Source organism: Collinsella aerofaciens, assembly GCF_001405375.1.
Lineage (GTDB): Bacteria > Actinomycetota > Coriobacteriia > Coriobacteriales > Coriobacteriaceae > Collinsella > Collinsella aerofaciens_F.
On sequence record NZ_CYYP01000004.1, the window covers coordinates 89,746 to 116,040 of the forward strand.

Sequence of the window (26,295 nt, forward strand, 5' to 3'; positions counted from 1 at the left end):
ACAACAACACGCTGCTATTCCAGGACAAAGGTTCGGGTAGGTATAAAGACGTCAAGATCTACCCCAACCGTATTGAGGTGCTCAAGAAGGGCACTTTTGGTGGCAAGCACACCGAGATTGTCTATCTTAAGGACATTACGGGGGTCAACAGGATCAAGGGCCGCGATGTTTTTCTGCGTAACAGGCTGTTGACTGCTTGTGTTTTTAGCCTGAGCAGCCGTGCGAAGGCCCAGGAGTTTGTTAACGCGCTGAACATGGTGATGTAGCCTATGGCGGCGTTTGGGCCAAGGTAAAAATCGGGGGCACAGAACGGTGTCCTGCGCCCCCCATTGAGTCGATGTGTCTAAAAGGCCGGCTTGCCTATTCGCTACCGTCCCCAGCGTTTTCGCGGTCGTTGGCAAGCATTGCCGCGCCGGCGACCGTTGTCGCTACGGCGGCGGCAGCGAGCCCGGCGGCAATGCCGGAGCCGTCGCCCGTGTCGGCGAGTTTTCCGCCCGAGTTCTTGCCCTTGTTGCCCTTACCGTTCTTATCAGCGCTGCCTGCGTTGGAACCCGTGCCACCGTCGGTGCCGGTGCCGCCTGCACTGCTCGAGGCCGCTACGGTAAAGCTCGCGGCTCCGTCATTAGCAAGCTTGTAGTTTTGCGCCGCGTCGCCCAAAAGACCGTTCGCGCGCACCCAGTACGTTCCCGCGGTAAATGCCTCGCCCTCGGCCATTGCCGTGCCCGGAGCGCCGTCCGCGTCGTGCACAAACTCGAGCTGAGCCGTGCAGGCATCGTTTTCGAGTTTGCCCTCGAGCAGCGCCGCGACCTTTGTGCGCACATCCTCGCCGGCCTTAAGGCCTTCGAGCCCCTCAAAGTGGGGTGTCAGTGCGCGCGGATCGATATCGATGGGCACGGATCCCTGCAGCCCCGTAACGGTCTCGTTGCCCAAGGCGTCGACATCCACGTATTCGATGGTAAACGCATGGCCCGAAGCCGCCACGTTGAGTACGTTGCTGCTGTCGACAAGGCGGAAATGGCCCTCGCCAACGGTCTTGCCATCCTGGAGCGTGGCATCGCTCAGCGAGTCGCCGTACGTCATGCGCATGCGGGTCGGGAGGCAGCACGAAGCCGACTGCGTGTGCTTCGTATCGTAATTGTAATTGCGCTGGTAGATGCTCCGGGCCAGCGCCGCATCAACAAAGTCGGATGCGATGATGCCAATGTGCTTGAGGTAATCTGACTTTGTATCTTCGGTGCCGCTGGGATTGATGTACGGGCTCTTGTACAGATGCTCGTTGACTACTCGTGCCGAGGTAAAAGGATTGCCTCCGTGCGACAAGCCCGTGCAGCTGGTGTAGTTGATAGACCAGCAACGCTCCTGGACTTGCACCTCGGCCCCGGCATCGTCCACGATGTCCACCTTGTTGCACGTGCGCCCGGTCGTTTCCTTCAGCGCATTATCGACCCAGCTGAGCTTGTCGGTTCCCGCGAGTTTGTACTTGTCCTGGGCATATACCTTGGTGCAATAGGGCTCTTCATTGCCCGTTTCCCCTATGGCTTCAAATCCCCGCGCGTCTTGGACGAGACACATCGACTGCCCGGAATGCGCCTTGATCTTGTCATCCCATTGGGTGAGGTCGAGGCCCCACGTGTGGCCGCTTACGCTGTTGCCGGCGAGCCCAAATCGACGCAGCAGGACGATCTTTCCGCGCACCTCGCCCAGCGTGGGGACGTGGCTCGACGTGTAGAACAGGTTGGGGTTATCGGCCATAACCTTGGCGAAGGCCGTCGTTATGCTTTCGTCGGTAGCCTCATCGTTGCCGCGCGATGCGAGCATGATGAGCGCTTCTGACGGGTTTTCGTTCAAAAACGTTTTGAAGTACCCGATGACATCGGAGAGATGCAGATAGTTCCCGTCTTTTTTGAGTAGGTAGAAAATCCCGTGGTCGATGCCGGGGTCATCGCCCTTTCCGAGCCGGATATCAAAATAGCGAATGCCTTCGAGCAACTGCGTGGGAATGTAATCCTGCTGGCATTTTACTTGCGAGGATTGGGGCTCAGTGTCGTTGTCCACGCTGCAGGTGCCCGAATCGTGCGTACCCGGGATGCTCAGCTCGTCGAGGAACTTGTTGTCGTCGACGTATTTCATCCAACATGGTCCGTCGACGTAGCTGCTGTACGTGATCCAGTCGAGGCTGCTAACCGTGGCATCGTTCTTTTTCATGTCGTAACCGATAAGTTCGAGCTCCCACGGAATGCTCTTACTCTTATGGCAGATCTTATTGTTGTCCTGGTCTTCGCCGTTCGATTCTATTGCCAGGTACTTAATGTCTTTTTTCTCGGTTTCTTTCTCGACCGTGCGGTCTCGGATGATATAGGTTCCGTTTGATTGCCGCTCGAACGCAAAAGCGCGGCTGGGCTTGTTGTCATACTCGCCGCTCCATACGTGGATGACCTTTCCGTCTTTGTCCGAGTCGCCATCGACCGACCAAATGCTGTAGCCCGTCTTTTTATGCTCTTCGAAATTGAGCAAGGTGCGGATAGCATACCAGTTTGTATCGTCATTCTTGGTCGTTACGTTCTCAAGGATGAGCTTGCTGGACGTGCCGTCATTAAACAGATGGCAGACGTTGCCGATGACGTTGCCGTCTTCGTTGACGCTCGCGGTGCGAAAATAGCCCGCGGGGCGAAGGCGAATGACGAAATTGTCGAGGCTGACCGACGCTGTGGCAGCGTCGTCTGCAAATGCCGCTCGTGGGCAAATGCCCAATGCCGCGGTTTCGGGCAGGCTTGCAAGTGGCGACAACGCCGCGAGTCCAAGGCCCAACGTAAATGCTCGGCGGCTGATGGCGTGGTGTTCGGTCATAACTTCTCCATTCGTAGAGTGCGGTTATGCGATAGTTTTGGTCACTATACTGCTCAGATGTTTAAAGATGCTGGTTTAATTGTCTGCGCGGCGCAATAAATCGGCGGGCGGACGTGTTGGGGTGTTTGTCGTTTTCGTACTGTTGCTACATTTGGAGCGGTTCCGGCGTCCGGCATCCTCGCGTTCGTTGGCTACCGGCATAAGAAAGGGAGGGTCGGTTTACCGGCCCTCCCTGGGTACGAAGCGCTGGGGTACCGCCGCTTGTTAGCACTGCGCCCGTGTTTCCCGCTGCGTTCGCCAGTCGTTTAGCGCTTGATCTCGATATCCTCGAGCTTGACGTCCATGGCCTCGGTCTTTGCCTTGGCGATGTCGTCGGCAAACTCCAGTGACTTCATCATGGTCTCGACGGCGTCCTTGTGCTCCTCGACGTTGTCGATGCGCACATACACGCTGCCACCGTCAACGTCGGTGAAGTACTCGGTCGTCACGCCGCCCGAGTGCGTAAAGTAGGCGTTGCGCCAGGTCTTGCCGTTGTACTTAACGGGATCGCTCTCGGTCCATCCGGAGTTGGCCTTCCACTTTGCCTCGTAGTCGAACAGTTCATCGGCGTTCTTGTCAGAGTCGAAGACGGGGATGAAGCGATCGCTGGCGTGCTCGCTCTCGGTGAACTTAAACTGGGCCCTGTCGGCGGTGTCGCCTGCGACGTCGGTGATCTCGACGCCCTCGGGGACCTCGACCTTAAACCAAATGAAGTCGGTCCTCATATCCACGGCTGGCTTTTCTGCCCCGCCGCCACCGCCACTTCCGGTAGCGCCGTCGCTGCCACCGCAACCCACCAAGGCAACTGCGGCAAAGAGACTGATGCAGAGGGTGAGAATCGCAAAGGCCTTCTTTTTCATGGTCGTGTCCTCCTCGATCTGTAACCGCCCATGGATTACCTGCCTTTACTGTACGCGCGAGCGGCTCGCTCGGGTGGGCCATGTGTCCCATTCTGAGGGCTGGAATTGCGCCGACAAGTGGCAATATGCGCGGGTCCAAAAGAGGGGAGAGCCGATGCTGTCGGCCCTCACCGGGGTTGGGCGCCCAGTGCTTTAAAGGGGCGCGTGTACGCGGGCATTGCCCCAATAGGTTCCTTGTTTATAGATATGTCCCAGTTTGTGACGTCCGGAAGTCCCGAAAGTTGAGCCATGTGCCCCATGTTTGCGTTGGCATGGTCTATCGTGTGCCACAGAAATCCGCGATGGCCAGGTGCGCTGACGCTTGAGTACTTATGGGCTAGACTTAGCACCATTATGTGATCGATGCGGTCGGTCGGTGGTTGCCACCCGACCGATGTATATGACTTGAAGGTGCGTGCGTATGAGCCAAGAGATGATGGACAAGACCTGCCGCGGGTTTGCCGAGGCGCTTGCCGCGCGCGAGCCGGTTCCCGGCGGTGGCAGCGCGAGCGCCTTTGTGGGCGCGCTGGGCGCCTCGCTGTGCGGAATGGTTGCCCGCTACGGTGCGACCAATCCCGCGCTTGCTGATCGTGCGGATGACCTGACGCGTGCGTTTGCCCAGGCGGATGAGCTGGCCCAGGAGCTTGTCGAGTTGGTTGCCGAGGACGTTCGTGCCTACGGGCGGGTGTCCGCGGCGTACGGTATTCCGCGTGACGATCCGGCTCGAGCGACCGCGATTCAGGATGCTCTGCATGTGGCCGCTATGCCGCCGTATCGCATTATGGATGCCTGCGGGCGTGCGCTGGCGCTGCTCGAGGACATGGCCGACAAGGGTTCGCGTCAGCTGCTGTCCGATGTGGCGTGCGGCGCCGTGTTCTGCCGTGCTGCTATGCAGGGCGCGAGCTTGACGCTCTTTGCGAACACCACGTCTATGAAGGATCGCGTTCGTGCTAAGGAGCTCGAGACCGCGTGTGATGAGTTGCTCGACACATGGTTGCCGCGCGCCGATGCGCTGGCGCGCCGCGCCTCCGACGCTGCAAGGAAGAGAGGATAGCTATGGTTGAACTGCTGAAGGGTGCTCCCGTTGCCCGTGCTTTGACTGAGGAGCTTGCCGCTCGCTGCGCAGCGCTGCGCGAGCGGGGCGTTGTTCCGACGTTGGCTATCGTGCGTGTGGGTGAGCGCGAGGACGACCTATCCTACGAGCGCGGCGCTCTCAAGCGCTGCGAGAAGGTTGGCATTGAGGCGCGCCGCGTTTTGCTTTCTGCCGATGTTTCGCAGGATGAACTGCTGGCGGCTATTAGGGACATCAATGCCAACCCCGCTGTTCATGGCTGCCTAGTGTTTCGCCCGCTGCCCGCTGGACTTGACGAGGATGCGGTTGCCGCGGCGCTCGATCCCGCCAAGGATGTTGACTCCATGACGCCGGCCTCGCTGCTTACCACGCTTTCGGGTCGTGGCGAGGGCTTTGCTCCCTGCACGGCCGAGGCCGTGTTGGCGTTGCTGGACCATTACAGTGTTGAGCTGGATGGAGCTAAGGTTGCTGTGGCCGGGCGTTCGCTGGTGATCGGGCGTCCTGTTGCCGCCATGCTTACGGCGCGCAATGCGACCGTGACGACGTGCCATACGCATACGCGCGACCTTGCTGCCGAGTGCCGTGCTGCCGACATTGTGGTTGCCGCCGTTGGACGCGCGCGTACGATTGGCGTGGATGCCGTTCGCGAGGACCAGACGATCATTGATGTGGGCATTAACTGGGATGAGGACGCTGGCAAGCTGGTCGGGGACGTCGATTTTGATGCTGTGGAGCCGGTTGTTGGTGCCATCACCCCCGTGCCGGGCGGCGTGGGCGCCGTGACAACGGCGATTCTCGCCAAACACGTGATTGAAGCGGCGGAGTGTGCATCGAAATAGGCGTTTTTGGCTGTTCAGGGGGTTAGATATATACCTCGTGGTCAAAAAATGCCAAATATGAGTACTGCTGCCAATATGGTCACATATAATTTAGCTCTCTTTGGCTCTCTATCGGTATTTATTATCGATAGAGAGCCTATTTTATTGGACCTATGAGGAATTACATTGTCCAGCTTTTGAACAAATGTAGATTATCGACGCCTGTGCCCAGAGAAATTGCTGCTACTAAATTGGTGACAGTACTCATATTTGGCATTTTTTGACCACAGGGGTTGCTGGGGCTGTGGTTTCGCCCTTTTTTCGCCGAAGCGATACACTGTTGCCGTTTGATTTCTTCGCTTAAGGAGGATGCGCATGCCGTGCACAACGATTTTGGTTGGTAAGAACGCGAGCTACGACGGGTCGACGCTTGTCGCCCGCAACGAGGACTCGTCCAACGGGGTGTTTGAGCCCAAGCGCATGCGCGTGGTGCATCCCGACGAGCAGCCGCGTGTCTACACGAGCGTTCTGAGCCACCTGACCGTTGAGCTGCCCGATAACCCCATGCGCTATACGAGCGTCCCCGATGTTGTCCCGGGCCACGGTATCTGGGCCGAGGCCGGTTTCAACGAGCTCAATGTTGGCATGTCCGCAACCGAGACGCTTACCACCAACGAGCGCGTCCGCGGCGCCGATCCGCTCGTGGACTACGTGCCCGCCAAGGGCAACGAGGGTGAGGACGGCTATGTGCCGGCGCAGCCCGGTGGCCTGGGCGAGGAGGACATGGTGACCCTGGTGCTGCCGTATGCCAAGTCCGCCCGCGACGGCGTGCGTATCTTGGGCGACCTGCTCGAGCGCTACGGCACTTACGAGAACAACGGCATCGCCTTTAGCGACGTGGACGAGATCTGGTGGCTCGAGACCATCGGCGGTCACCACTGGATCGCCAAGCGCGTGCCTGACGACGCCTATGTGACCATGCCCAACCAGCTGGGCATCGACAGCTTTGACCTGGATGACGCCGAGGGCGCCCAGGCCGACCATATGTGCTCCGCCGACCTGCGCGTCTGGATGGCCGAGTGGCATCTGGACCTGACGCTGGGTGTCGAGGGCGACGGCCCGGCTGCCGTCTTTAACCCGCGCGAGGCCTTTGGCTCGCACAGCGACAGCGACCATGTCTACAACACGCCGCGCGCCTGGTACATGCAGCGCTGCCTCAACCCCAGCGACGTGTGGGATGGCCCCGACGCCGACTACACGCCCGAGAGCGACGATATCCCCTGGAGCCGCGTGCCCGAGCGCAAGGTGACCATCGAGGACATCAAGTACGTGCTCTCGAGCCACTACCAGGGCACGGAGTACGACTGCTACGGCAGCAAGGGCACGCCCGCTACGCGTGGTGCCTATCGCCCCATCGGCATCAACCGCAACAGCCAGCTTGCCGTGTTGCAGCTGCGCCCCTATGCGCAGCCGGCCTACCGCGCCGTGCAGTGGATGGCCTTTGGTTCCAACTCGTTTAACGCGCTGGTTCCGCTGTACGCCAACGTCGAGACTATGCCCGAGTACTATGCCGACACGCAGGCTCGCGTGACGTCCGAAAACTTCTACTGGGCCAACCGCCTGATCGGCGCGCTGGCTGACGTCCGCTTCCATGAGTGCGGCCGCGCGGTCGAGGATTATCAGGAGAAGATCGGTGGCATGGGCCACAAGCAGATCCATGACGTCGACGCTGCCGTAGCCGCTCTGCCCGAGGCCGAGGTGTCTGCCGAGCTTGCACGCGCCAACGAGGCCTTTGCCGAGCGTGTCCGCGTGGAGACCGATGCCCTGCTGGGCAAGGTGCTTTACACCACGAGCTGCGCCATGAAGAACTCTTTCGCGATGAATGACAACGTGAGGTAGGGATTTCCCGTCGATCGAATAGCGCTAAAACGCTTTGTCGCTTTCGCTCAATCTTGGGTACAAGAACGCCAATGCAGTTGTTTGTGATTGGAGATAACCATGGTTATGAAACTCGATCAGCTTGTTAACGGCGCCATTAACGTGGGCTTTGGCGCTGCCGCCGTTGCTGTCGAAGGCGGCAAGAAGGTCCTCGACGACCTTAACACCAAGGGCGAGCAGGTCCGCAAGGACACCGCCACCCCCGATATCGCCCGCAGCGTGTCCGACATGTTCGAGCAGGCCGGCGGTACCATCTCCGATCTGACCGAGCGCTTGGGCATGCAGGGCGAGACCGCGGCCCAGCGCGTGCTCGACGAGCTCATCCTTGCTCGCGTCCGCGTTATGACCGCCCCCGAGCGCACGGCCTTCCTGGCCCATGTGCGCGACATTGTCGATTCAGTCGAGGACAATGTGACCTCGGTGCCCGTCGAGTCCGTTGAGCCCGACGATGCGAAGGATACCGTAGAGGCCGAGTAGCAGCGCAGATGGCAGATTCCACCACCGATTACAACAATCTAGATCCCTTGGGTGACGAGGCAGCGGTTGTCGATGAGGTCGATGCCGTCGTCTCGGGCGCTCGCAAGAAGCCGCGCGCTGTCGATATGGTCCCCGAGGAGCCCGACGCGATGGCGCCGGACGAGGAATACCAGCTCACGCCGGCGGGTCGTCGCGAACGCATTGGACAGATTGTTCGCCTGGTCAAAAAGTACCGCGTATGGGATAACCTCACGCCGGTTCGCCTGCGTCGTCTGCTCGAAGAGCTCGGCCCCATGTTCGTTAAGATGGGGCAGATTCTGGCCAACCGTTCCGAGATCTTGCCGCAGCGGTTTTGTGACGAGCTCCGTCGCCTGCGCTCCGACGTAGAGCCGGTGCCGTATGAGGTAGTGCTCCGCTGCCTGGAAGAGGAATACGGCCAGCGTCTGGGGCAGATGTTCGACGCGATCGACCCCAACCCGCTCGGTAGCGCGTCGCTCGCGCAGGTGCACCGCGCCCGCCTGGTGACCGGCGAGGACGTGGCCGTTAAGGTGCAGCGCCCTGGCGCGCAGCAGGTGATGGCTCAGGACATCGACATCATTCGCTCGGTGGTGCGCATCGTATCCAAGTTCGTCAACACCGATCAGTTTGTTGACCTGCATGGCGTGGTCGAAGAGCTGTGGACCTCGTTTCGCGAGGAGACCAACTTTTTGGCCGAGGCAAAAAACCTCAACGATTTCTATGACTTCCACAAAAGCGTGCATGGCGTGTCGTGCCCCAAATCCTATCTGGACCTTTGCACCGAGCACGTGGTGGTCATGGACTACATCGACGGCATCTCCATCGCTGATCCCAAACGCCTTGAGGCCGAGGGTTATGACTTGGAGAAGATTGGCGCCGCGATCGTCGAGGACTACTCGACGCAGGTGCTCGACGATGGCTTTTTCCATGCCGATCCGCATGCGGGAAACATCATTCTCAAGGACGGCATTGTCTACTTTATCGACCTGGGCATGGTCGGGCGCATGTCGAGTCACGACCGCGGTATCGTCAAGGATATGATTTTTGCCGTGGCCGAGGGCGACGTGCCCAAGCTCAAGGATTCGCTTATGCGCTTTGCCGTGACGCGCGGCGACTCTGCCGAGCTCGACCATTCGGCCTTTTTGTCCGACTTGGACTTTATCGTCGCCGACTTTGCCGGACTTGACCTTAAAGACCTGGATATCGGCGAGTTTTTGACCTCGCTGCTAAACCTGGCGCGCAAAAACGACGTTGAGCTGCCGAGCGTGGTGACGATGTTCGCCCGCGGCATGGTGACGCTCGAGGGTCTGCTGACCGAGTACATGCCCAACGTCAACATGATCCAGATCATCCAAGCGCATATCAAAAACGAGAAAAGCGCCTATGCGCGCGTTCGCGAAATGGGGCGCGATCTTGCCGCGAGCAGCTATCGCGCGGCAAAGGGTTCGCTCGAGGCGGCCGAGTATCTGGGTTTGGCGTCGCGCATGCTCACACGCGGCCAGCTTAAGGTAAACACGCAGATCATGAGCAGCGATAAGGCGCTGCGACAGTTGGGTGGGATTATCGACCGCATGTCGATGGCAATTGTGATCGCCGGTCTGTTTATCGGTTCGTCGGTGGTGTACTACGCTCGCATCGAGCCGGTTGTGTTCGGTATCCCGGTCATTGGCTTTATGGGCTATGTGAGCGCGCTGGTGCTGGCGCTGATGCTGGGCCGCGAGATCTGGCGCAACAGTCACGGCGGCAAGCATTAGAGGCTGCGACCGTCACCGCATTTTCCTTTCGCAAACAATAGCTTTTACCTTGGGCTTCGCCTGCGTGCGAGGCCCTTTTGCGTGATAGCATATTGACGGTTTTAATCGATGGCCTAGATGGTGGTGCGGAGACGCACGAATGCGCGGTTTTCCTGCGCGTTTGGGAGAATCGGGGTGCAAGTCCCCGGCTGTACCAGTAACCGTAATTCCTCTTGGCTCGGGATGTTCGCGTCGCAGATCGGACGGCGCGCCTGAGCCGTTAAGGTTAAGTCGGATCGCCTCCCATCTTGCATGCGGCTGCGGCGTATGCCGCCGGTGTGCATAGGGCTCTGGAGGGAAGGGGGACCCCGATGGGGGAACTCGGGCGCAACATGCGCGATGACGTGGGGCAGCTTCAAGGCAACGCTCCAAGTACAGACAGTAGGAGACAAATGGATATGTTTGAGGACGAGTGCCAGCGTGCCTCGCTTCGTCGCCGTGGCGTAATCGCACGCGGTGTAGCCAAGCGCGGCCTGGTGGCATTCCTGGCCTTCGCGATGGCCTTTGGCACCACGCCGGCTCAACTGTGGGCCGAGGGCGCCGAGGGCATTGCCGAGGCTGTGGCTCAGGCGGCACCGCCTGCCGAGAATGGCTCTGGTGAGTCCACGACAAGCCCTGCTGCCGACCTCAATGCGAGCGGCGTGGTGGCGAATGGGGGCACTGCCGAGCAAGATGCCGCCGCGACAGCTTCGGGCCCTACCGACAAGACTGAGGACGATAGCGCTGCCGGCAATGAGGCGTCGGCTGCATCGACGTCCGATGCCTCGAAGCAGGACGCCGCCGTTGTCTCTGCCGCTGGAGAGGCCAAGGCTCAGCCTGCCAAGGCCGCAAGCCAAGAGGTCACGGCCACGTGCTCCGTCGTCGGCACCGACGCCGAGGGCGCCCAGCAGACCTGGGCCGCCGCCCAGCGGATCACGCTGAAGGAGGGCTCGACCGCGGCCGACCTCTCCGAGCAGCTCTTCAAGCAGGCCGGCCTGACCACCGATTACGATCCCAACGGCACCTGGGGCTGGGCGCTCAACACGATCACGTCGCCCTTCGATAAGGACCGCAAGCTCGGCTACGACCCGGCGACCGGCGCGTACTGGCAGCTGTTCGTCAACGGCAGCGCCTCCGAGGTCGGCGCGGGCGGCTACACGCTCAAGGACGGCGACTCCGTCGTCTGGTGCTACTCGAAGTACGGCGACCCCGCGCCCGTCGCCAAGGTCACGGCCACGTGCTCCGTCGTCGGCACCGACGCCGAGGGCGCCCAGCAGACCTGGGCCGCCGCCCAGCGGATCACGCTGAAGGAGGGCTCGACCGCGGCCGACCTCTCCGAGCAGCTCTTCAAGCAGGCCGGCCTCAAGGCCGACTACGACCCCAACGGCTCCTGGGGCTGGGCGCTCAACACGATCACGTCGCCCTTCGATAAGGACCGCAAGCTCGGCTACGACCCGGCGACCGGCGCGTACTGGCAGCTGTTCGTCAACGGCAGCGCCTCCGAGGTCGGCGCGGGCGGCTACACGCTCAAGGACGGCGACTCCGTCGTCTGGTGCTACTCGAAGTACGGCGACCCCGCGCCCGAGCAGGTTTCCGTCACGATGGAGATTATTGGCAAAAAGGCCGAGATGGCTCAGCGTTGGACGAGCCCTTCGACCCAGGTGTTTGCTAAGGGCACGTCGATTAAGGATGCCTCTGCTGCTTACTTCGATGCCCTTGGCATAAAGTCAAAAATGTACGACCAATTTGGCTATTGGGGCGTCTATAGTCTCGTATCTCCGCTTGATGGCACCGAGCTGTCGGGTGCATGGTCGTTCTTTGTCGACGGCGTTCCTGGGTCTCAGCTCGATAGCGATTACGTGCTCAAGTCTGGCGACAAAATCGTCTGGGCTTTTGCTCCCGGCGATACTGTGCCTGGCGTCGACAGTGTTGTTGTTGACCCGGGTGCCGCACGTCCTAACTGGGATAGCGATTGGCCTGGTTATACGAGCGCCGACAAAGTAACCGACGCTCCTGTGCCTACGAAGGACGCTGAGGCAAAATGGGTGAGCGAGCTCAAGGGCTCGAACGAATGGAGCAAGGGTATTTCCGACCCGTTGCTGGTCGGTGACTACCTCTACGTGGCCGTTGGTTCCAAGCTGCTCAAGAAAAATGTCGACACGGGTGAGACCGTTGCCGAATCGCCTTTGGCGGCAAAGATCGATTCGACCTCGCGTATGGTATACACCGGTGGCGTGATACTCGTGCCGCTTTCGAGCGGTCGCCTGCAGGCGCTGACGGTTGATGCTCTGGCGACAGTTTGGGTAACCGATGAGTTGCCTGCTGGCCCCGATGGTGCTCAGCAGTCCCTTGCGTCCATTACGGTTCGTGACGGCTTTGCCTACTTTGGGACGGCATCGGCTAGCTGGTCCGACTCGAGCGACGGCTACCTGCTCTGCGTGCGCATCTCCGATGGCAAGGTTATGTGGCAGCATAAGAACGAGAACAGCAAGGGCTATTACTGGGCCGGCTTAGCGTTCTCGGGCAATTATGGCGTCATCGCAGATGATTCCGGTACGGTGAGCACGGTCGACTCCGAAACTGGAAAGACCGTTGCGTCGCTCAAGATTGCCGAGCGCGTGCGTACGACGGTGCTGGTCGATGGATCGATCGCTTATGTCGTGAGCGCCGATGGCGTTTTGCATAAGCTATCGGTTGGAACGGACGGAACGCTTTCCGAGCTTGGCAAGGTGACGTTTGGCTGCAGCTCGACCTCGACGCCGGTGCTGGCCAACGGCAAGATTGTGGTCGGAGGCGCATCGACCGAATCCTTTATGGACGGCTACACGAATAAGAACACGTATCACTACGGTCAGCTTGCAGTGATTGATGCAGAGACGCTTGCTGTGGACTATTCCATTTGCAAGGCGGACGGCAGCTATATTCGCCAGGGGACTTCGGGCGGCGGTGACGTAAAGTCGCAGCCGGTTGTTTCTGTCCAGAATGGCGAGACGTACGTCTACTTTACGTCTAACAACAACCCGGGCGGCATCTATCGCTACCGTATTGGCGACGACGAGGCCGAGCTGCTTTATACGCCCGCGGCGGGCGACCAGCAGTACTGCATGGCTTCCATTTCGGTCGGATCCGATGGCTCACTCTACTATGTCAATGACTCGGGCAAGTTGTTTGCTGTCAAGGGTAATGGCCAAAGGGTCAAACGCTATACCGTGACGTTCGACGCCAACGGTAAGGATGCGGCGATGCCCGATTCTCAACGCGTGAAGGAAGGTAAAGCGGCGACGGAGCCCTCGACTAAGCCGCGGTGCAAGGGCTACACCTTTGCCGGTTGGTACACCGATGTTGCCTGCACAAAGGCGTATGACTTTAGCGCTGCGGTGACGGCCGACCTGGCGCTGTATGCCAAGTGGACCAAGAATGCCGTTAACCCTGGCGGTAATGGTGGCGCTGGTTCGAATGGCGGCGGTTCTGGTACCGGTACTGGTTCCGGCACTGGCGCTGGCGCGGGTTCTGGCTCCGGCTCGAAGGGCGGCGCTATTGCCCCGGGCAAGAAGCCGGTGACCAAGACGACGGTGTCGACCAAGACCGAGACCAAGGAAAACAAGTCCGACAAGAAGGATGAGAAGAAGTCTGACAAGAAGGACAACAAGTCAGACAAGAAGTCCGATTCCAAGTCCGATACGGGTGCTGCTTCCACGACCACTGCTAAGAAGTCCTCTAGTGCTTCCGAGCAGGAGACTGGCACCAACCCGCTCGCCATTGTTGGCGTTGCCGCCGGCGTCATCGGTCTCGCCATCGTCGGCGTGTTCGTGTTCACCAAACGTCGGTAGGTGAGGGCTGTGTCCAATAAATCCAAGGACGCTGACCCCAAGCAACCAGATTCCTCGTTCATTCAGTTCGATGATGCAAAGCAACAGGGCGCCGTTTCGGCGGCGTCCGCCCCTCGACGGAAGGCGCTCCTTGGCGTTCTGACTGCCGCATGCGTCGTTCTGATCGTGGTCTCTCTGGGCTTTGTCCATCCCTCCGAGAGCGGTGCTTGGTCCATTGATTGGATCGTCCAGACCGTGGCGGGGGAGAGCATCGTCGCCAAGGATGGCAATGGGTCCGGCTCGACTGTCGCTTCGGGCAAGGCCGGGTCCAAGGATTCCAAATCTTCTGATGATACGAATGACGGGTCTAGGGGTTCTGACAAATCTGACTCCAAGAAAGATTCCGAGTCTTCGGACAAGGAATCGGACAAGAACTCGGATAGCAAGAAGTCTGAGGACCAGGACGGCAAGAAGTCTGGCGATAAATCTGCTGCCCAAAATACGGGAGCCGGTGATACTTCCAATGTGTCTGGCGGTGCTTCTTCGGGCGGTGGCCAGTCGTCTAATGGAGCCTCATCCTCTAATGGTGGAAACGCCTCCTCGGGCGGCCAGAGCGGCTCACAGGAGTCTAACTACGTTACGGTGACGGTTTCGGTCACATCGAGCGCTGTGGGCAATCCTGTGTCCTCTGGTGGCACCTTTACCTTTAACGAAGGCGCTACTGTCTACGATGCCCTGTGCGCGCTGGGCCTTTCTGTCAACGCACATGGCTCGTCGTACGGCACGTATGTCTCCGCGATTGGTGGTTTGGCCGAGAAACAGCACGGCGGCACGAGCGGCTGGATGTACTCCGTCAACGGCACAACGCCCATGACAGCCTGCAGCAACTACGTTCTCTCAAACGGCGACAACGTGATCTGGTATTACGTGACAGGCTAGGGGCCTCGACATATCGCATCAAACGGGCGTTTCGGACAAACATCCGAGACGCCCGTTTTTATGCGAATGGGACGTCATTTCCCAATCGAGGCTCAACCGGAAATTGCATCCCGCCCTGTAGGCGAATTCCGGGACGCAGTTTCCCGTTGGGGCGGGTTTCGGAAAGCGTGTTCCGCTCTGAGGGCTCATTCCGGGATAGACTTTCCGAAGCAGCGCCCATTGGGAAGCTGCGGACCGTATTGGGCATCGATTTTGGGATGCGCTTTCCGCTAGAGCCACGTTGCGGAAGCTGTGTCCCGTTCTGAGGCTGCAATCTGGGACGCGCTTTCCGCGGGGCGACCATGGGGAAACTACTACCCATTCCGACGCTGCGGCCCGCCTTGTGCGCCTTCCTCGGCAGGCTCTGCAAACAAAAAACCGGTTGGAATGGGAATTCCAACCGGTTATACATTCAAGCAAATAGTGAATCGACTATGACCGTGCGCCCTCGAGGAAGAAGCGGCGGCTGAAGTAGTTGTACCAGGTGACGAGGAACGTGGCGATGGCCTTCATGGCTTGGTAGCCGATGCTCAAAAACGTGACGCCCACAAACATATACAGGTCGTTGAGGCCCAGGCCGATCACCGACAGGATGGTGAAGATCGTGAACTCACGCTTGCGGCTCATGCCTTCGCGGTGGTCGAACACGTACTTCATGCTGAGCCAGTAGTTGACCACGACGGACGTGATAAACGAAACCGTGGTGCTCATCAAAAAGTCGAGGTGGAACAGCTCGACGAGCGCAATGAGCATGCCCCAGTCGATGCCAAAGGAGATAAGACCCACGACAGCAAACTTGAGGAACTGCTTGGTATGAGGTTGTGCCAGCGCCTTGCGCACGTAATCACATCCAATGCGTTGATGAATCGAGCAGAGGATACTTTAGAGCTTTTACAAGGGAAACGTAAGGTCTTTGCCAAGAACTATATGAACTCGCCAAATTTTCAAGAGCTAATCCGCAAACGTTGAAAATTTGCCCGTAAACGAGCGGCACCCACGGACGATACTGCGCTGAGTGCACGTCGTCCGTGGGCGCCGTAATGCTGCAGGGGTTTCGAGCTACTTGGTCTCGTCGCCCTCCAGGAAGATTTTTCGGGTCACAAAGTTGTAGACCATGACAAGCGCGGTGGCGCAGATCTTGGCGATATTGGCCTCGAGTCCCAGGCCGGCGTTGAGCGCCAGCACGATGCCGTCGTTGAGCACCAAACCGATCACGGACAGCACGACAAAGATGATGAACTCGCGGCGGCGGCTCATGCCTTCCTTGTGCGCAAACACGTACTTCATGCTTGCGAGGTAGTTAAAGATGAGTGAGATGATAAAGCCGCTGGTGTTGGCGATTAGGATGTTGAGGCCCAGACCGTAGTGGAGCAGATTCATAATGCCAAAGTCGATAACCGTGGCAATGACACCGACGACGCCAAATTTCATGATCTGCGCAAGGAGCTTTTGCATGGTACCTGCCTTAGGGTGGCGCGGGGACGCCGTGGGGATGACAAACTCAGCAAGTTTAGCCAATCCCCGCGGGTGGGGCTAGACGCGCTCTTCGATAGCACCGTTTCTATATGCATCGAGCAGCTGGCGCAGATCCTGGATCTGGCTGCGAATCTTGGCGCCAGTATCGGTGTCGCTCACCATGCGGCGACGGTCTGCTTGGTCAAAACGGTTGGTCTCGCTTTCGATGTCCACGTTGCGCGTGAGTGCCTCGGCAACCGTCGTAAAGGCCCGGTGCGACTTGAGGCGGCAGCCGCGCGAGCTCGAGATGAGCGTATAGCCGGCGATGCCCGTCTTGGGATGGTAAGCGCGGCAGAAGCCGCCATCGATGACCAGCAGCTTGCCCTCGGCGCGGATGGGCTGCTCGCCCTTGGTGGTTTTAACGGGCGTGTGGCCGTTGATGATGTGGCCGGTCGGCGAGCATGCCATGGGCGCGACGCCAAACTCGCGCATGATATCATCGCAGACCGAGGGCGACTTGGTAAGCGTAAAGTACGGGTCCATCGGCTCGACCCAGGTGCTCTTATCGGCGATATAGGCGCGCTCAAAGGTACGCACCAGGCGTCCGCTGGCGGGTGAATTGAAGCCAATCCACAGGTACCACATCCAGTCGAGGGCATCGCGGTCGCCCACGCGCCACGCGCGGCGGGCGATGTGGTCGCAAAAATCGAGATAATCGCGGCCAGCGTGCCAGGTGCCCAGGCAGTTCATGCTGCTAAAGGTGCCGTCTTCGTTGAGCGGAACGCAGCCGTGGAAGAGCAGGTTGCCGTTGGCGACCTTGTACATCGAGCCGTGGGTGTAGAGGAAATCGATATGGCGATGCAGGTGATCGGCGGTTACAAACTCGGACACGAGCTTGTCGATGATGTGCTGCTCCTGAGACGTGAGCGTGTAGGGGTCCGCCGGGTCGACGGTGGGGAAGTCGTTGGTCGTGAGCGGCCACACGCTGCCGTCGGCGAGCGTGACCGTGCCGGTGTCGTGGTCGATCTTGTCGAGTAACAGGCGGTCGGTCATATCGAACTCGGGGTGGCGCTGGATAATCTGGCCCTCGAGCTTAAAGAGCAGCACGTTGATGGCCTTGATCAGCGGGGTGATGGACTCACCGGCGGTGTAGGTGGCATCGGCAAAGGCGACAAGCTCACGCAGCGAGATGCCGTAGTCGTTCTCCAGGATCTCGTAGTTGTCGTAGCGTAGGTTGTTGCGCAACACCGTGGCGATGCAGGCGGGCTCACCGGCCGCAGCGCCCATCCACAGCAGGTCGTGGTTGCCCCACTGGATGTCGAGTGAATGGTAGGTGAGCAGACGGTCCATAATTTTGGCCGCGCCGCCGCCGCGGTCGAAGATGTCGCCCACCAGGTGCAAGTGGTCGACGGCCAGGCGCTTGATGAGCGAGGCGAGCGACTCGATAAAGTCGTCGGCGCTGGCGGTCTCTAGGATGGACTCCACGATGCGCTCGTGATAGCGCACGCGATAGTTGTTCTCGTCCGGGTGCGTGTGCAACAACTCGTCGATGATGTAGGCGTAGTCGCGCGGGATGGCCTTACGCACCTTGGAGCGCGTGTAGCGGCTTGAAAGTGAGCGAGCGACCATGATGAGCTGGTCAAGCATCGTCTTGTACCAGGTTGGCGAGTCCTCGCGCCGGCTGCGGACCAGGTCGATCTTCTCGCGCGGGTAGTAGATGAGCGTACACAGCTCGCCCTTTTCGTCAAAGGAGAGCGTGTCGCCAAAGATCTCGTCGACATGTTCGCGCACGACGCCCGAGCAGTTGTTGAGGATGTGCATAAAGGCTTCGTACTCACCATGCACGTCGCTCATAAAATGCTCGGTGCCCTTGGGTAGGTTGAGGATGGCCGAGAGGTTGATAATTTCGGTAAATGCGGATTGTTCGGTGGGGAACTGTCTCGACAGCAGGCGCAGATACTTGAAGTCTTGCGGGTTGCGATCGAATGCGACCATGAAACACCTTCCGATGGGGCTGGTAAAACTGATAAACAGCGTCAAACGTTTACCAGTATGCGCCGCTTTTGTTTCGATTTTGCGCCAGCGGCTGAATTGTCGGCTGAACGGTTTGGTAAATCGATTTAGTGAAGGTAGATGTGTTGGTCGGGTGGAGACGACAGAGGGTGTTTTCTCAGATATTTATGCGTCGGGTCGGTGGAGACGATGGTGGTAAAGATGTTCACTATTTTTGGTTCGATTTGGTAAATAGTGGACATATGTACCGCATGTAGGCTCACTGTGCGATAATTTGCGCAGCAATGAGTAAGGAGCCTCATATGAGTGATTTTGTCCTGACCTGTGAATCCGCCGCCGATCGAACCCGTGAGTTCTTTGCGTCGCGCAATATCCCTGTCGTGTGTTTTCATTACGAGATCGACGATGTTGTCTATACGGACGATCTGTATCAGTCGATTACGCCGGACGAGTTTTTTGCCCAGATTGCCGCGGGCGCCATGCCCAAGACGTCTCAGGTGAGCGTGGGTGAGTACGAGGAGTTTTGGGAGCCGTTTGTTGCCGAGGGTAAAGACGTGCTGCACCTGACGTTGTCGTCGGGTATTTCGGGCACGTATGGATCGGCCTGCGTCGCGGCGCAGATGCTTGCGGATCGCTATCCCGAGGGCGGCAAGGTGCGCGTCATCGATTCGCTGGCGGCGTCTTCGGGCTTTGGTCTGTTGCTGGAATATGCCGCCGACGTGCGCGATAGCGGGGCTTCACTCGACGAGACGGCCGCTTGGATTGAGGAGCATAAACTCAACCTGCACCACTGGTTCTTCTCGACCGATCTGTCGAGCTACCTGCGCGGCGGTCGCATTTCGGCCGCGAGCGCGATCATCGGCACGGCGCTTAAGATTTGCCCGCTTATGACGGTCGATTGCGAAGGTAAGCTGTCGCCACGTGAGAAGATTCGCACTAAGAAGCGCGCGATTTCCGAGATGGCTAAGACCATGATGGCACACGTACAGGACGGTGCAGATTATTCGGGTAAGTGCATCATGTCGCAGTCGGCGTGCCGCGAGGATGCCGAGGCGGTCGCGGCGCTGATTGAGGAACAGGTTCCGCAGCTTAAAGGCAAGATTGAGATCAATGACATCGGTACTCTGATTGGCTCGCATACCGGACCTGGTACGGTGGCGCTCTTCTTTATGGGCGACAAGCGCGTGGATTAATTTGCCCCATCACGTCGCTGCATGATTGCTCAAACGAAAACGGCCCGCCTCACGTTTGTGGGGCGGGCCAAGATGTTTTGCTAGCGTTTCTTTCCGCGGAAGAAAAAGCCGTGCAGTGACGGCTTGAGGCCGCGGTTGGCGCGATGCTCCTCGACGCGCTCGTGGATCGAAGCGACGCGCTCGATGACTTCGTCGGGAATCGGCACATCGGGATTCATGTTCTCGACTTGGCTGACCTCGGCGGCGGCGACCTGGTCGATAATGGGCACGTCGTCGCGCGAGATGACAGGTGTGGCGTCTTCCTTCATCTTGCGATAACGCTGCATCATGTCGGTCTGTAGCTGCTGGGCCGAAGGCGGTGTCCAGATGATGGCGTTGGCGCCGGCGGCGATGGTCTCGCGAATGCTCTCGGGCGTCTTGCCGCCCGGCGCGATAAGCGGCAGGCTGGGATAGTGCTCGCGCAGCTCGCGTAGGACCTGGGGCGTGTTCTTGCCGGCGGCGATGTTGAGAATCTTGGCTCCAGCGCGCACCTTGGCGTGGGCATCGTCGTCGCAGCGAACGACCGTGGCGATGACGGGGATGTCGGCGATGTTGGTGATGTGCTCGACCATCTCGGCAGTAGCGGGGGAGTTGACCACGCAGCCCGCCGCGCCCTGCATCTCGGAGACGGCTGCCATCTGCACGGAGCGCTTACCGGTCGTAGTTCCGCCACCCACGCCTACAAAGACCGGGCACTCGGCGACGGTCAGCAGCGCTTGCGTAATGGCGGGCTGCGGCGTGAAAGGGTAGACCGCAAAGACGGCGCTGGCGTTGGAGTTGCGGATAACCGCGACATCGGTGGTGTAAATGAGCGACTTGATGCGTCGGCCAAAGAGCGTGAAGCCGCTGGCCTCCTCGATCTCGTCGGGCATGCGAAGGGCAGCCTTGCGTAGGCGTCCGTCGATGGGCAGGGGCTCCATAGGGAGCAGGCCGTTGGGCGTGACGGCTATTTGGGGCTCGGTGAACTCGTCTGCAAGCTCGACCTCGGAAAAATCGACCGAGGCGACGATGTCCTCGTGCACCTCGGCGGGCACATCGATGGGAGCTTGGTCGTTTGCCGCCGCAGGCGTGTCGAAGGAGCTGGTGCCGACGAAGGCGTCGACGCGCTCATTTAGATCGTTGAGGGTATCCATGGAGGCTCGATTCTATGTGATGATGGCCGGCGCGATGCAGCCGGAATTGCGAATGCTAAATCGTTTGACGAGTTGATTTTTCCCCGCCGCGCCATCCGTTAGACCGAAGGGCCGGCGAACGTGAAGGAGCTGTGGTGGCGGGTATCGAGGTGCTATCTTGAAAGCCCCGTTTAAAAGAGAGGTGACGCGGTATGGAATTGACAGCAATGTTTGGCTCGATTGGCCTGTGTGTGGCCGCAATCGTTGCCGCCGCGGTCATCTACTTTGTGGTCACGGCCATTAAGGGCAAAAGGGCCGAACGCAAGGAGCGCGCGATGCTTAAACAGCATCGCGACCAGCAGGGCAAACGCGCACAGAGATAGCTTGTTGAGTTTTGGATCCGTGCGCTAGCTGCGTTTTCGGATCAGGGCAATGTAGAAGCCCTCAAAGTCGCGGCTAGGCGGAATGGTGAGCGTGCCGGGCAGGCCGTTGACGATGGCCGATACCTGACCCGCGGCAATGGCTTCGGTCAGAGCGTTGGACTCGATGCGCGGCTCCTCACCAGCTTCCTGGGTGCGTCGTGCTTCACTTTCGCTTGGCGTGCCGTCGAGGGGGATGAGCTCGCAGTCCATATGCTTGTCGAGGGCCTCTTGCAGGGCGTCCTCGTTTTCCTGCGGCAAGATCGAACAAGTCGAATAGACGAGCGTGCCGCCCGGTTTGAGGGCCCCCATGGCGCGGTCCAGAAGTGCTCGCTGCGAGCGGGCGCACTTGCTCAGCAACTGTTCGGTGAGGCCGCGCAGGCTTTTCTCGTTGCCACTGATGACGGTGCCCGTGCCGGTGCAGGGAGCGTCGAGCAGGATGCGGTCAAAGCGGAAGAACTCGTCGAGCTCGCGTGCGTCGATGCGCATGACGGGCACGTTTTTGGCACCCTGGCGATGGAGGTTCGACTCGAGCTTTTCGGCGCGGGGAATGCTCATCTCACAGGCGGTGAGGTGCGCCTGTCCCTGGGTGAGGGCGGCGATCTGCGTCGTCTTGCCGCCGGGGGCTGCGCACATGTCCAGGATGTCCTCGCCTGCCTGGGCGCCCAGGACCAACGGCGGCATCATGGATGACAGGCTCTGCAGGTAGATTTTGCCGTCGCGGTAGATGTCGAGATCCCACAGATCTGAAACCTGGGCCTCGGGCAGGATAAAGGCGTCCGGATACCAGGTAACGGTTTGGTGGGCGATGCAGGCGGCATCGAGCGCCGCAGCGATGTCCTCGGCGGTCGCCTTGAGCGTGTTGGCGCGCAGCGTGACCGGGCGTGTGGCCGCGGCGCCGAAGCCCTCGATCATGAGCTTGGCATCGGCGGGCGCATAGGCGCCGGCGACCGTGTCGACCATAAAGCGCGGCAGGTCGGCGGCGCAGGGAAGGGCGGCAAGCTGGTCGGAAAGCTCGGTAGCGGCAAACTGCCTGAGCTTGAGCTCGGGCTTAGCCTGCTTTTTCTGCTTACGACGACGTGGCTTGGACATCCGTCTTTCCTTCCCATTCCATTAAAAGTAGTCAATTTGGGACGGGGCTATTTTAGCTGCCCGTCCGTTTCGGCAGGCGTTGCAGTTAAATTTGGGACGGGGTAGCTAAAATAACCCCGTCCCAAATTGACTACTCTGCCTTGGCGATTGCCTAGTACTGGCTCTCGTGCTTGCTAAAGAAGTCGAAGCGCGGGGGCAACGGCTTAACGCGGTGCTCGCCGGGCTTCTCGCCCAGGCTCTCCACAAACTCGTCCGTGGAGGCAAAGATGTTGTCCCAGCTAAAGAAGGCGACCGGGTCGACGTCGAAGTACTCGCAGATGAGCTCGCAGCCGGCCGGGACGATGCCGTGCATCAGGACGGTCGCCACACGCAGCTCGGTAAAGGCGTCGACCAGGGCCTGCGTCATGGCGGCGTTGGCCGGCTCGCCCTCGAGCTTGTTGGCGGCCTTGGAGGCATCGCTCCAGCGCTTGTTGGCGGCGCGCAGGTAGTCGTCGCACACGGCGAGCGCGCGGTGCGTCTCGAACTTGTACATGGCCTGCTCAAAGGCAAGGGCGGCCTGCTCGGCAGCCTCGACCACGGCAGCAGAGGCGGCGCCGGCCGGAATACAACCGTTGCGATAGGGGCTCTCGTCGCCCTCCTTGACGGCGACGCCGTAGAAGCAGCTGCGGGCCAGGCGGTTGAACACGCCGGTCAAAAGGGCGCTCTCCTTAAGGGCCGGGTCAATAACGCGCTTGTCGTCGCAGGCGCGCACCTCGTTGCCGTCCTTGTCCTTGCCGGTCACGCGCGTGTCATATGCCTTGGGGCTAAAGCTCACCGGCTTCTCGGACAGGCCGAGCGACAGCCAATGCGCGCGCATCTGCTCGCAGGTGTAGTGGTTGAGCAGGTCGTCTGCCGGCGGGGGAGGCGTCTGCGAGGACGAGCTGGCCTTTTTGCCCATGTAGAGCAGGTGGTAGCAGGCGCTGACGGTGCTCTGCGTGAGGTTCCAGCCCAGGGCCTCCCACATGGCGGTCTGCGCGATGCAGTAGAAGTAGATGTTGTCCTGGCCGATGAACTGGTAGATCTGCGCGTCGTCCGAGCACCACCAGTCACGCCAGTCGAGCGAGCTGTGCTGGTAGGTGGGTGCGGGTACCTGCGTGGAATCGGCGGCGGGCTCGCCCATGAGAGCGGCGTCCTGGGCGGCGACACCCTCGGTTACACCGGCAGCCTTGGCATCGCGTGCGAGCACGGTGCGCGTATAGCTGATGGGCGCCCACAGGCTCTCGGGCCAGCACCAGCATGTGACGTCGGAAACGCCGTCGACCTCGGGCACCGGAACGCCCCAGTCGATGTTGCCGGTGATGCGGAAGGGCACGAGCGCCTTGCCGCTGCGGAAGCGCACGCCGCCGTTGGCGAGCACCGCGTGGGCGTCGTCGCGCTCCTTCCAGCTGGGGAAGGTGACGGTAAAGCTGCTCTTGTTGCCCTCGGGTTCCAGCACGGTGTGCTCGGGCAGCTGGTCCTCGACGGCGTCGAAGGCCTCGCGGAACTTGTTCTGAATATAGAGTTGTGCCGGCAGCAGCCACTCCTCCATGGTCTTGGAGACCACGGAACGAACCTGCGGGTTCTGGGCGAGCTTGGCGGTGTAGGTCTTCATAAAGTCGAGGTAGGCCGGCAGGTCGAAGTAGAGGTTGTCGACCGGGCGCAGCTCGGGCACCTCGCCGGTGAGCTGGCTCTTGGGCGCAATGAGCTCCTCGGGCTCAAACTGGTGACCCAGATCGCACTCGTCGGCGTACGCCTTCTCGGACTTGCAGCCCTGAATGGGGCAGCGGCCGATCACCTGACGGCCGTTGAGGAACGTGCCGGCCTTGGCATCGTAGAACTGCAGCGTGGAGCGCTTGGAGATGGTGCCCTGCTCGTGCAGGCGCTTGATAATCTCGGCGGTCACCTCGTTGTGGATCTGGGCCGCCGGCTCAAGGCCCGAGCCACCGTAGATGTCGCAGCTGATGTTGTAGTTGTTGAGGGTCGCGGCCTGGCGGGAGTGATTGGACTCGACATACTCGCCGATGGACTTGTCGTAGCCTTCGTTCTCCTTGAGCTTGCGGTAGCTCTCCATGATGGGCGAGCCGTAGCAGTCGGTGCCCGAGGTGAAGATGACGTTCTCGCGGCCCAGACGGTCGCGCAAGAAACGGGCGAAGAAGTCGGCCGGGACAAAGACACCGCCGACGTGGCCAAAGTGAAGGCCCTTGTTGCCGTAGGGCTCGCCGGCGGTAACGATGGCGCGGCGAGGCCAGCTGGGACGGTCGTTCATGGAGTATTTGGATGCCATGGGACTCCTTCGCATATGGTGAGAGCGCGGCCGGGCGCAAGGCCTGGCGACGCGGTGGTCAATTCGTGCATATCGTTCGACATTATCGCACATGCGGACGGGTACGTGGCAGGGGCGCTATCCTAAGATGCTATGAATGAGATTTCCAACATACATGCGTTTGAAGACGAGGATTTTCTGCACGCCTGCTTTGTGTGGGGGATGGCCGTGCTCGGCGCATTTGCCGTGTGCTTGGTGCCGGTGTTTATGCTGATGGGCGGGCCTGCGGACTTGGATGCGGCTGACGCGGGCGGCTGGATGGCCGTCTTGGGATGGATAGTCGGCTTGGCTGCGATCTCAATGGCGTCGTTCGCCGTGCACGAGCTGGTGCACGGTGTGTTTTTTAAGCTGCTGGCGCCTGCGGGCGCGCAGGTGACCTTTGGGGCGAATCGCGAGACGGCGATGATCTATGCCTGCGCCGAGGGCGTGGTGTATTCGCGCCGGCGGTACATGGTGGTTTGCCTGGCGCCGACGGTTGTTGTGACGTCGGCGTTTGCCCTGGGGTTTGCGTTTTCGGGCTATCCGCTGCTGTGCTACCTGGCGACCGGCTTGCATTTATCGGGTTGCGTGGGCGATTGGTATTACGTGCGGACCATTTTGCGCGACCGCCGCATTGTCGCCTGCGAGGACACGTCCTTCGGCGTGCGCTTTTTTGGGTGAGGAGATGTCGATGAAGCCGTTGTTGTTGCACGCCTGCTGTGCGCCGTGCTCTCTTGAGCCGGTCCGCCTGCTGCGCGAGGAAGGGTTTGAGCCCACAATCTGCTGGACAAACCCCAATATTCAGCCGCACGATGAATGGCAGCGGCGTTTGGACGAGCTGCGTCGGTGGTGTGCCGATGGCGATATCGAGCTCATCGAGGCGGGGGAGGACCGCGAGCGCTGGGAGGCCGGCGTGGCCCCGCTGGGCGCCGATCGACCCCGTCGCTGTCGCGCGTGCTATGCCCTACGCCTGGCCGAGGCCTGCCGCGTGGCCCGGGAGCGCGGGTTCGAATATGTGGGTACGACGCTCGCCGTCTCGCCGTATCAGCTGTTCGATACCTGTAATGACGTGTTGGAGCGTCTGGCTGCCGCCCGCGGTCTCACTCCGGTGATTCGCGATTTTCGCCCGTATTACCCCGAGGCGACACGCCGTTCGCGCGAGCTGGGTATGTATCGGCAGAATTACTGCGGCTGCCGCTTCTCGGCTGTCGAGGCGGCCATGGACCGCGCCCGCATCCGCGACGAGCGCAAAGCGTCCAAAAAGTAGTTCATTTGGGCTGGGGCTTTGAGCTGTCTGTGCGGTACGGTCGTTTTTGGGAAAGTCGATTTAATTAAGCGTGTGATCGTGGCTCGCTTGATACCAAACGACGACTCCTATGATTCTAATCCTCCGTTTGTTAAACATCAGATCCGGACTTGCTGTTGCATATGAATGGGACGACAGCACAATCATGTCGTTTCCTTCTGCAAATCGCCTAATTACCGGTGTTTTACCGTCTGCGAGCGCCAATACAGCACAGCCGTTCCAAGGCTTTGCGGTGGTATCGACAAGTAGTAAGCTGCCGGGAGGGTAAATGCGGGACATTTCGTCACCTTTGATTTTAACGAAAACGCTATGTGGGTGACGCTTGGCTACGTCTACAGGCGCGCAAGCATTTTGTTGGCTGTGCGTGATGCGGCGCTTTTGCGATTCGATATCGATGACGGGAAATGCGCCCTCCATTTCGCGGATAGCAGGGTCTTCGTCGGTGACGATTCTTTTATTTGCGAGCTTTACGGCCAAACCGTTTTCCTCGCCAACAAGTTCATCGCGGGTGCAACCGAAGAGCGCTTGTAACTTTTCAATATGGCGCTCACGGGGGGCATACCGACTTTTTTCCCAACGACAAACGGTCTCTTTAGATACCCCCAACATCTCTGCAAGTTGCGCCTGACCAAGATGCTCCATGGTGCGGAGTTTACGAATATTTGCCCCGAAGCCCATG

General features: G+C 59.9%; 21 protein-coding genes. 12 read left to right on the plus strand and 9 right to left on the minus strand.

What is annotated here, in order from left to right; genetic code table 11:
* The coding region (locus tag ARB25_RS03265; protein ID WP_055285749.1) for a hypothetical protein at positions 1-266 on the plus strand (266 nt) is incomplete at its 5' end.
* 94 nt (positions 267-360) lie between these two features.
* On the opposite strand, the gene ARB25_RS03270 is transcribed toward ARB25_RS03265, so the two are convergent.
* Together ARB25_RS03270 and ARB25_RS03275 are read right to left on the minus strand one after the other, a co-directional pair.
* The gene (locus ARB25_RS03270) at positions 361-2,847 is read right to left on the minus strand and encodes a phosphatidylinositol-specific phospholipase C (RefSeq protein WP_055285751.1); all 2,487 of its coding nucleotides are present in this window, start codon (positions 2,845-2,847) and stop codon (positions 361-363) included.
* A gap of 305 nt (positions 2,848-3,152) precedes the next feature.
* Positions 3,153-3,746 (minus strand): hypothetical protein, encoded by a 594-nt coding sequence (locus ARB25_RS03275; RefSeq protein ID WP_055285753.1) that lies wholly within the window; start codon positions 3,744-3,746, stop codon positions 3,153-3,155.
* A gap of 460 nt (positions 3,747-4,206) precedes the next feature.
* Between ARB25_RS03275 and ARB25_RS03280 the strand changes: the two genes are divergently transcribed.
* From ARB25_RS03280 to ARB25_RS03310, 7 genes are all read left to right on the plus strand, one after another.
* Complete coding sequence (locus ARB25_RS03280) at positions 4,207-4,839, plus strand: cyclodeaminase/cyclohydrolase family protein (protein WP_055285754.1); 633 nt, start codon at positions 4,207-4,209, stop codon at positions 4,837-4,839.
* 2 nt (positions 4,840-4,841) lie between these two features.
* The gene (locus tag ARB25_RS03285) at positions 4,842-5,696 is read left to right on the plus strand and encodes a bifunctional 5,10-methylenetetrahydrofolate dehydrogenase/5,10-methenyltetrahydrofolate cyclohydrolase (protein ID WP_055285757.1); all 855 of its coding nucleotides are present in this window, start codon (positions 4,842-4,844) and stop codon (positions 5,694-5,696) included.
* Between the two features lie 354 nt (positions 5,697-6,050).
* Complete coding sequence (locus ARB25_RS03290; protein WP_055285758.1) at positions 6,051-7,574, plus strand: C69 family dipeptidase; 1,524 nt, start codon at positions 6,051-6,053, stop codon at positions 7,572-7,574.
* A gap of 99 nt (positions 7,575-7,673) precedes the next feature.
* Positions 7,674-8,090 carry a hypothetical protein gene (locus ARB25_RS03295; protein ID WP_055285760.1) on the plus strand — a complete coding sequence of 139 codons (417 nt, stop codon included), beginning with the start codon at positions 7,674-7,676 and terminating at the stop codon, positions 8,088-8,090.
* A gap of 8 nt (positions 8,091-8,098) precedes the next feature.
* The gene (locus ARB25_RS03300; protein WP_055285762.1) at positions 8,099-9,862 is read left to right on the plus strand and encodes an ABC1 kinase family protein; all 1,764 of its coding nucleotides are present in this window, start codon (positions 8,099-8,101) and stop codon (positions 9,860-9,862) included.
* A 431-nt stretch (positions 9,863-10,293) separates the two neighbouring features.
* Entirely contained in the window at positions 10,294-13,710 is a 3,417-nt protein-coding gene (locus ARB25_RS03305) for a DUF4430 domain-containing protein (protein ID WP_055285764.1), read from the plus strand.
* A gap of 9 nt (positions 13,711-13,719) precedes the next feature.
* Positions 13,720-14,628, plus strand: a complete 909-nt coding sequence (locus ARB25_RS03310) for a DUF4430 domain-containing protein (RefSeq protein ID WP_055285766.1) — start codon at positions 13,720-13,722, stop codon at positions 14,626-14,628.
* Between the two features lie 471 nt (positions 14,629-15,099).
* Here the strand turns inward: ARB25_RS03310 and ARB25_RS03315 are convergent, their stop codons facing one another.
* The 3 genes from ARB25_RS03315 to ARB25_RS03325 form a co-directional block, all read right to left on the minus strand.
* On the minus strand, positions 15,100-15,507 hold the full coding sequence (locus tag ARB25_RS03315) for a GtrA family protein (protein WP_022095123.1): 408 nt from the start codon (positions 15,505-15,507) through the stop codon (positions 15,100-15,102).
* A 219-nt stretch (positions 15,508-15,726) separates the two neighbouring features.
* A complete protein-coding gene (locus tag ARB25_RS03320; RefSeq protein WP_022095122.1) occupies positions 15,727-16,122 on the minus strand; it encodes a GtrA family protein in 396 nt (131 codons plus the stop codon).
* A 78-nt stretch (positions 16,123-16,200) separates the two neighbouring features.
* Positions 16,201-18,117, minus strand: a complete 1,917-nt coding sequence (locus ARB25_RS03325; RefSeq protein ID WP_055285767.1) for a fructose-1,6-bisphosphatase — start codon at positions 18,115-18,117, stop codon at positions 16,201-16,203.
* A 320-nt stretch (positions 18,118-18,437) separates the two neighbouring features.
* Between ARB25_RS03325 and ARB25_RS03330 the strand changes: the two genes are divergently transcribed.
* Positions 18,438-19,328: a DegV family protein gene (locus ARB25_RS03330; RefSeq protein WP_055285769.1), complete on the plus strand. Its 891-nt coding sequence runs from the start codon at positions 18,438-18,440 to the stop codon at positions 19,326-19,328.
* Between the two features lie 80 nt (positions 19,329-19,408).
* Here the strand turns inward: ARB25_RS03330 and ARB25_RS03335 are convergent, their stop codons facing one another.
* A complete protein-coding gene (locus tag ARB25_RS03335) occupies positions 19,409-20,500 on the minus strand; it encodes a beta/alpha barrel domain-containing protein (protein WP_055285771.1) in 1,092 nt (363 codons plus the stop codon).
* A gap of 191 nt (positions 20,501-20,691) precedes the next feature.
* On the opposite strand from ARB25_RS03335, the gene ARB25_RS09935 reads away from it, so the two are divergent.
* Positions 20,692-20,862 carry a hypothetical protein gene (locus ARB25_RS09935; protein WP_156327664.1) on the plus strand — a complete coding sequence of 57 codons (171 nt, stop codon included), beginning with the start codon at positions 20,692-20,694 and terminating at the stop codon, positions 20,860-20,862.
* 24 nt (positions 20,863-20,886) lie between these two features.
* On the opposite strand, the gene ARB25_RS03340 is transcribed toward ARB25_RS09935, so the two are convergent.
* Both ARB25_RS03340 and ARB25_RS03345 read right to left on the minus strand, forming a co-directional pair.
* Positions 20,887-21,990 (minus strand): RsmB/NOP family class I SAM-dependent RNA methyltransferase, encoded by a 1,104-nt coding sequence (locus ARB25_RS03340; RefSeq protein WP_082421842.1) that lies wholly within the window; start codon positions 21,988-21,990, stop codon positions 20,887-20,889.
* 151 nt (positions 21,991-22,141) lie between these two features.
* Positions 22,142-24,292 carry a class I tRNA ligase family protein gene (locus tag ARB25_RS03345; protein WP_055285773.1) on the minus strand — a complete coding sequence of 717 codons (2,151 nt, stop codon included), beginning with the start codon at positions 24,290-24,292 and terminating at the stop codon, positions 22,142-22,144.
* Positions 24,293-24,424: 132 nt separating this feature from the next.
* Here ARB25_RS03345 and ARB25_RS03350 point away from each other — a divergent pair, with 132 nt between their 5' ends.
* Positions 24,425-24,991 (plus strand): DUF3267 domain-containing protein, encoded by a 567-nt coding sequence (locus ARB25_RS03350; RefSeq protein ID WP_055285776.1) that lies wholly within the window; start codon positions 24,425-24,427, stop codon positions 24,989-24,991.
* Between the two features lie 10 nt (positions 24,992-25,001).
* Positions 25,002-25,577: an epoxyqueuosine reductase QueH gene (locus ARB25_RS03355; protein ID WP_055285778.1), complete on the plus strand. Its 576-nt coding sequence runs from the start codon at positions 25,002-25,004 to the stop codon at positions 25,575-25,577.
* Between the two features lie 60 nt (positions 25,578-25,637).
* On the opposite strand, the gene ARB25_RS03360 is transcribed toward ARB25_RS03355, so the two are convergent.
* Complete coding sequence (locus ARB25_RS03360; RefSeq protein ID WP_055285780.1) at positions 25,638-26,294, minus strand: XRE family transcriptional regulator; 657 nt, start codon at positions 26,292-26,294, stop codon at positions 25,638-25,640.
* Between the last annotated feature and the right edge of the window lies 1 nt (position 26,295).

Coding starts and splice junctions, on each gene's coding strand:
- ARB25_RS03270 (WP_055285751.1), bottom strand. CDS start 2,847: ATGACCGAACACCACGCCATCAGCCGCCGAGCATTTACGTTGGGCCTT.
- ARB25_RS03275 (WP_055285753.1), bottom strand. CDS start 3,746: ATGAAAAAGAAGGCCTTTGCGATTCTCACCCTCTGCATCAGTCTCTTT.
- ARB25_RS03280 (WP_055285754.1), top strand. CDS start 4,207: ATGAGCCAAGAGATGATGGACAAGACCTGCCGCGGGTTTGCCGAGGCG.
- ARB25_RS03285 (WP_055285757.1), top strand. CDS start 4,842: ATGGTTGAACTGCTGAAGGGTGCTCCCGTTGCCCGTGCTTTGACTGAG.
- ARB25_RS03290 (WP_055285758.1), top strand. CDS start 6,051: ATGCCGTGCACAACGATTTTGGTTGGTAAGAACGCGAGCTACGACGGG.
- ARB25_RS03295 (WP_055285760.1), top strand. CDS start 7,674: ATGGTTATGAAACTCGATCAGCTTGTTAACGGCGCCATTAACGTGGGC.
- ARB25_RS03300 (WP_055285762.1), top strand. CDS start 8,099: ATGGCAGATTCCACCACCGATTACAACAATCTAGATCCCTTGGGTGAC.
- ARB25_RS03305 (WP_055285764.1), top strand. CDS start 10,294: ATGGATATGTTTGAGGACGAGTGCCAGCGTGCCTCGCTTCGTCGCCGT.
- ARB25_RS03320 (WP_022095122.1), bottom strand. CDS start 16,122: ATGCAAAAGCTCCTTGCGCAGATCATGAAATTTGGCGTCGTCGGTGTC.
- ARB25_RS03325 (WP_055285767.1), bottom strand. CDS start 18,117: ATGGTCGCATTCGATCGCAACCCGCAAGACTTCAAGTATCTGCGCCTG.
- ARB25_RS03330 (WP_055285769.1), top strand. CDS start 18,438: ATGAGTGATTTTGTCCTGACCTGTGAATCCGCCGCCGATCGAACCCGT.
- ARB25_RS03335 (WP_055285771.1), bottom strand. CDS start 20,500: ATGGATACCCTCAACGATCTAAATGAGCGCGTCGACGCCTTCGTCGGC.
- ARB25_RS09935 (WP_156327664.1), top strand. CDS start 20,692: ATGGAATTGACAGCAATGTTTGGCTCGATTGGCCTGTGTGTGGCCGCA.
- ARB25_RS03340 (WP_082421842.1), bottom strand. CDS start 21,990: ATGTCCAAGCCACGTCGTCGTAAGCAGAAAAAGCAGGCTAAGCCCGAG.
- ARB25_RS03345 (WP_055285773.1), bottom strand. CDS start 24,292: ATGGCATCCAAATACTCCATGAACGACCGTCCCAGCTGGCCTCGCCGC.
- ARB25_RS03350 (WP_055285776.1), top strand. CDS start 24,425: ATGAATGAGATTTCCAACATACATGCGTTTGAAGACGAGGATTTTCTG.
- ARB25_RS03355 (WP_055285778.1), top strand. CDS start 25,002: ATGAAGCCGTTGTTGTTGCACGCCTGCTGTGCGCCGTGCTCTCTTGAG.
- ARB25_RS03360 (WP_055285780.1), bottom strand. CDS start 26,294: ATGGGCTTCGGGGCAAATATTCGTAAACTCCGCACCATGGAGCATCTT.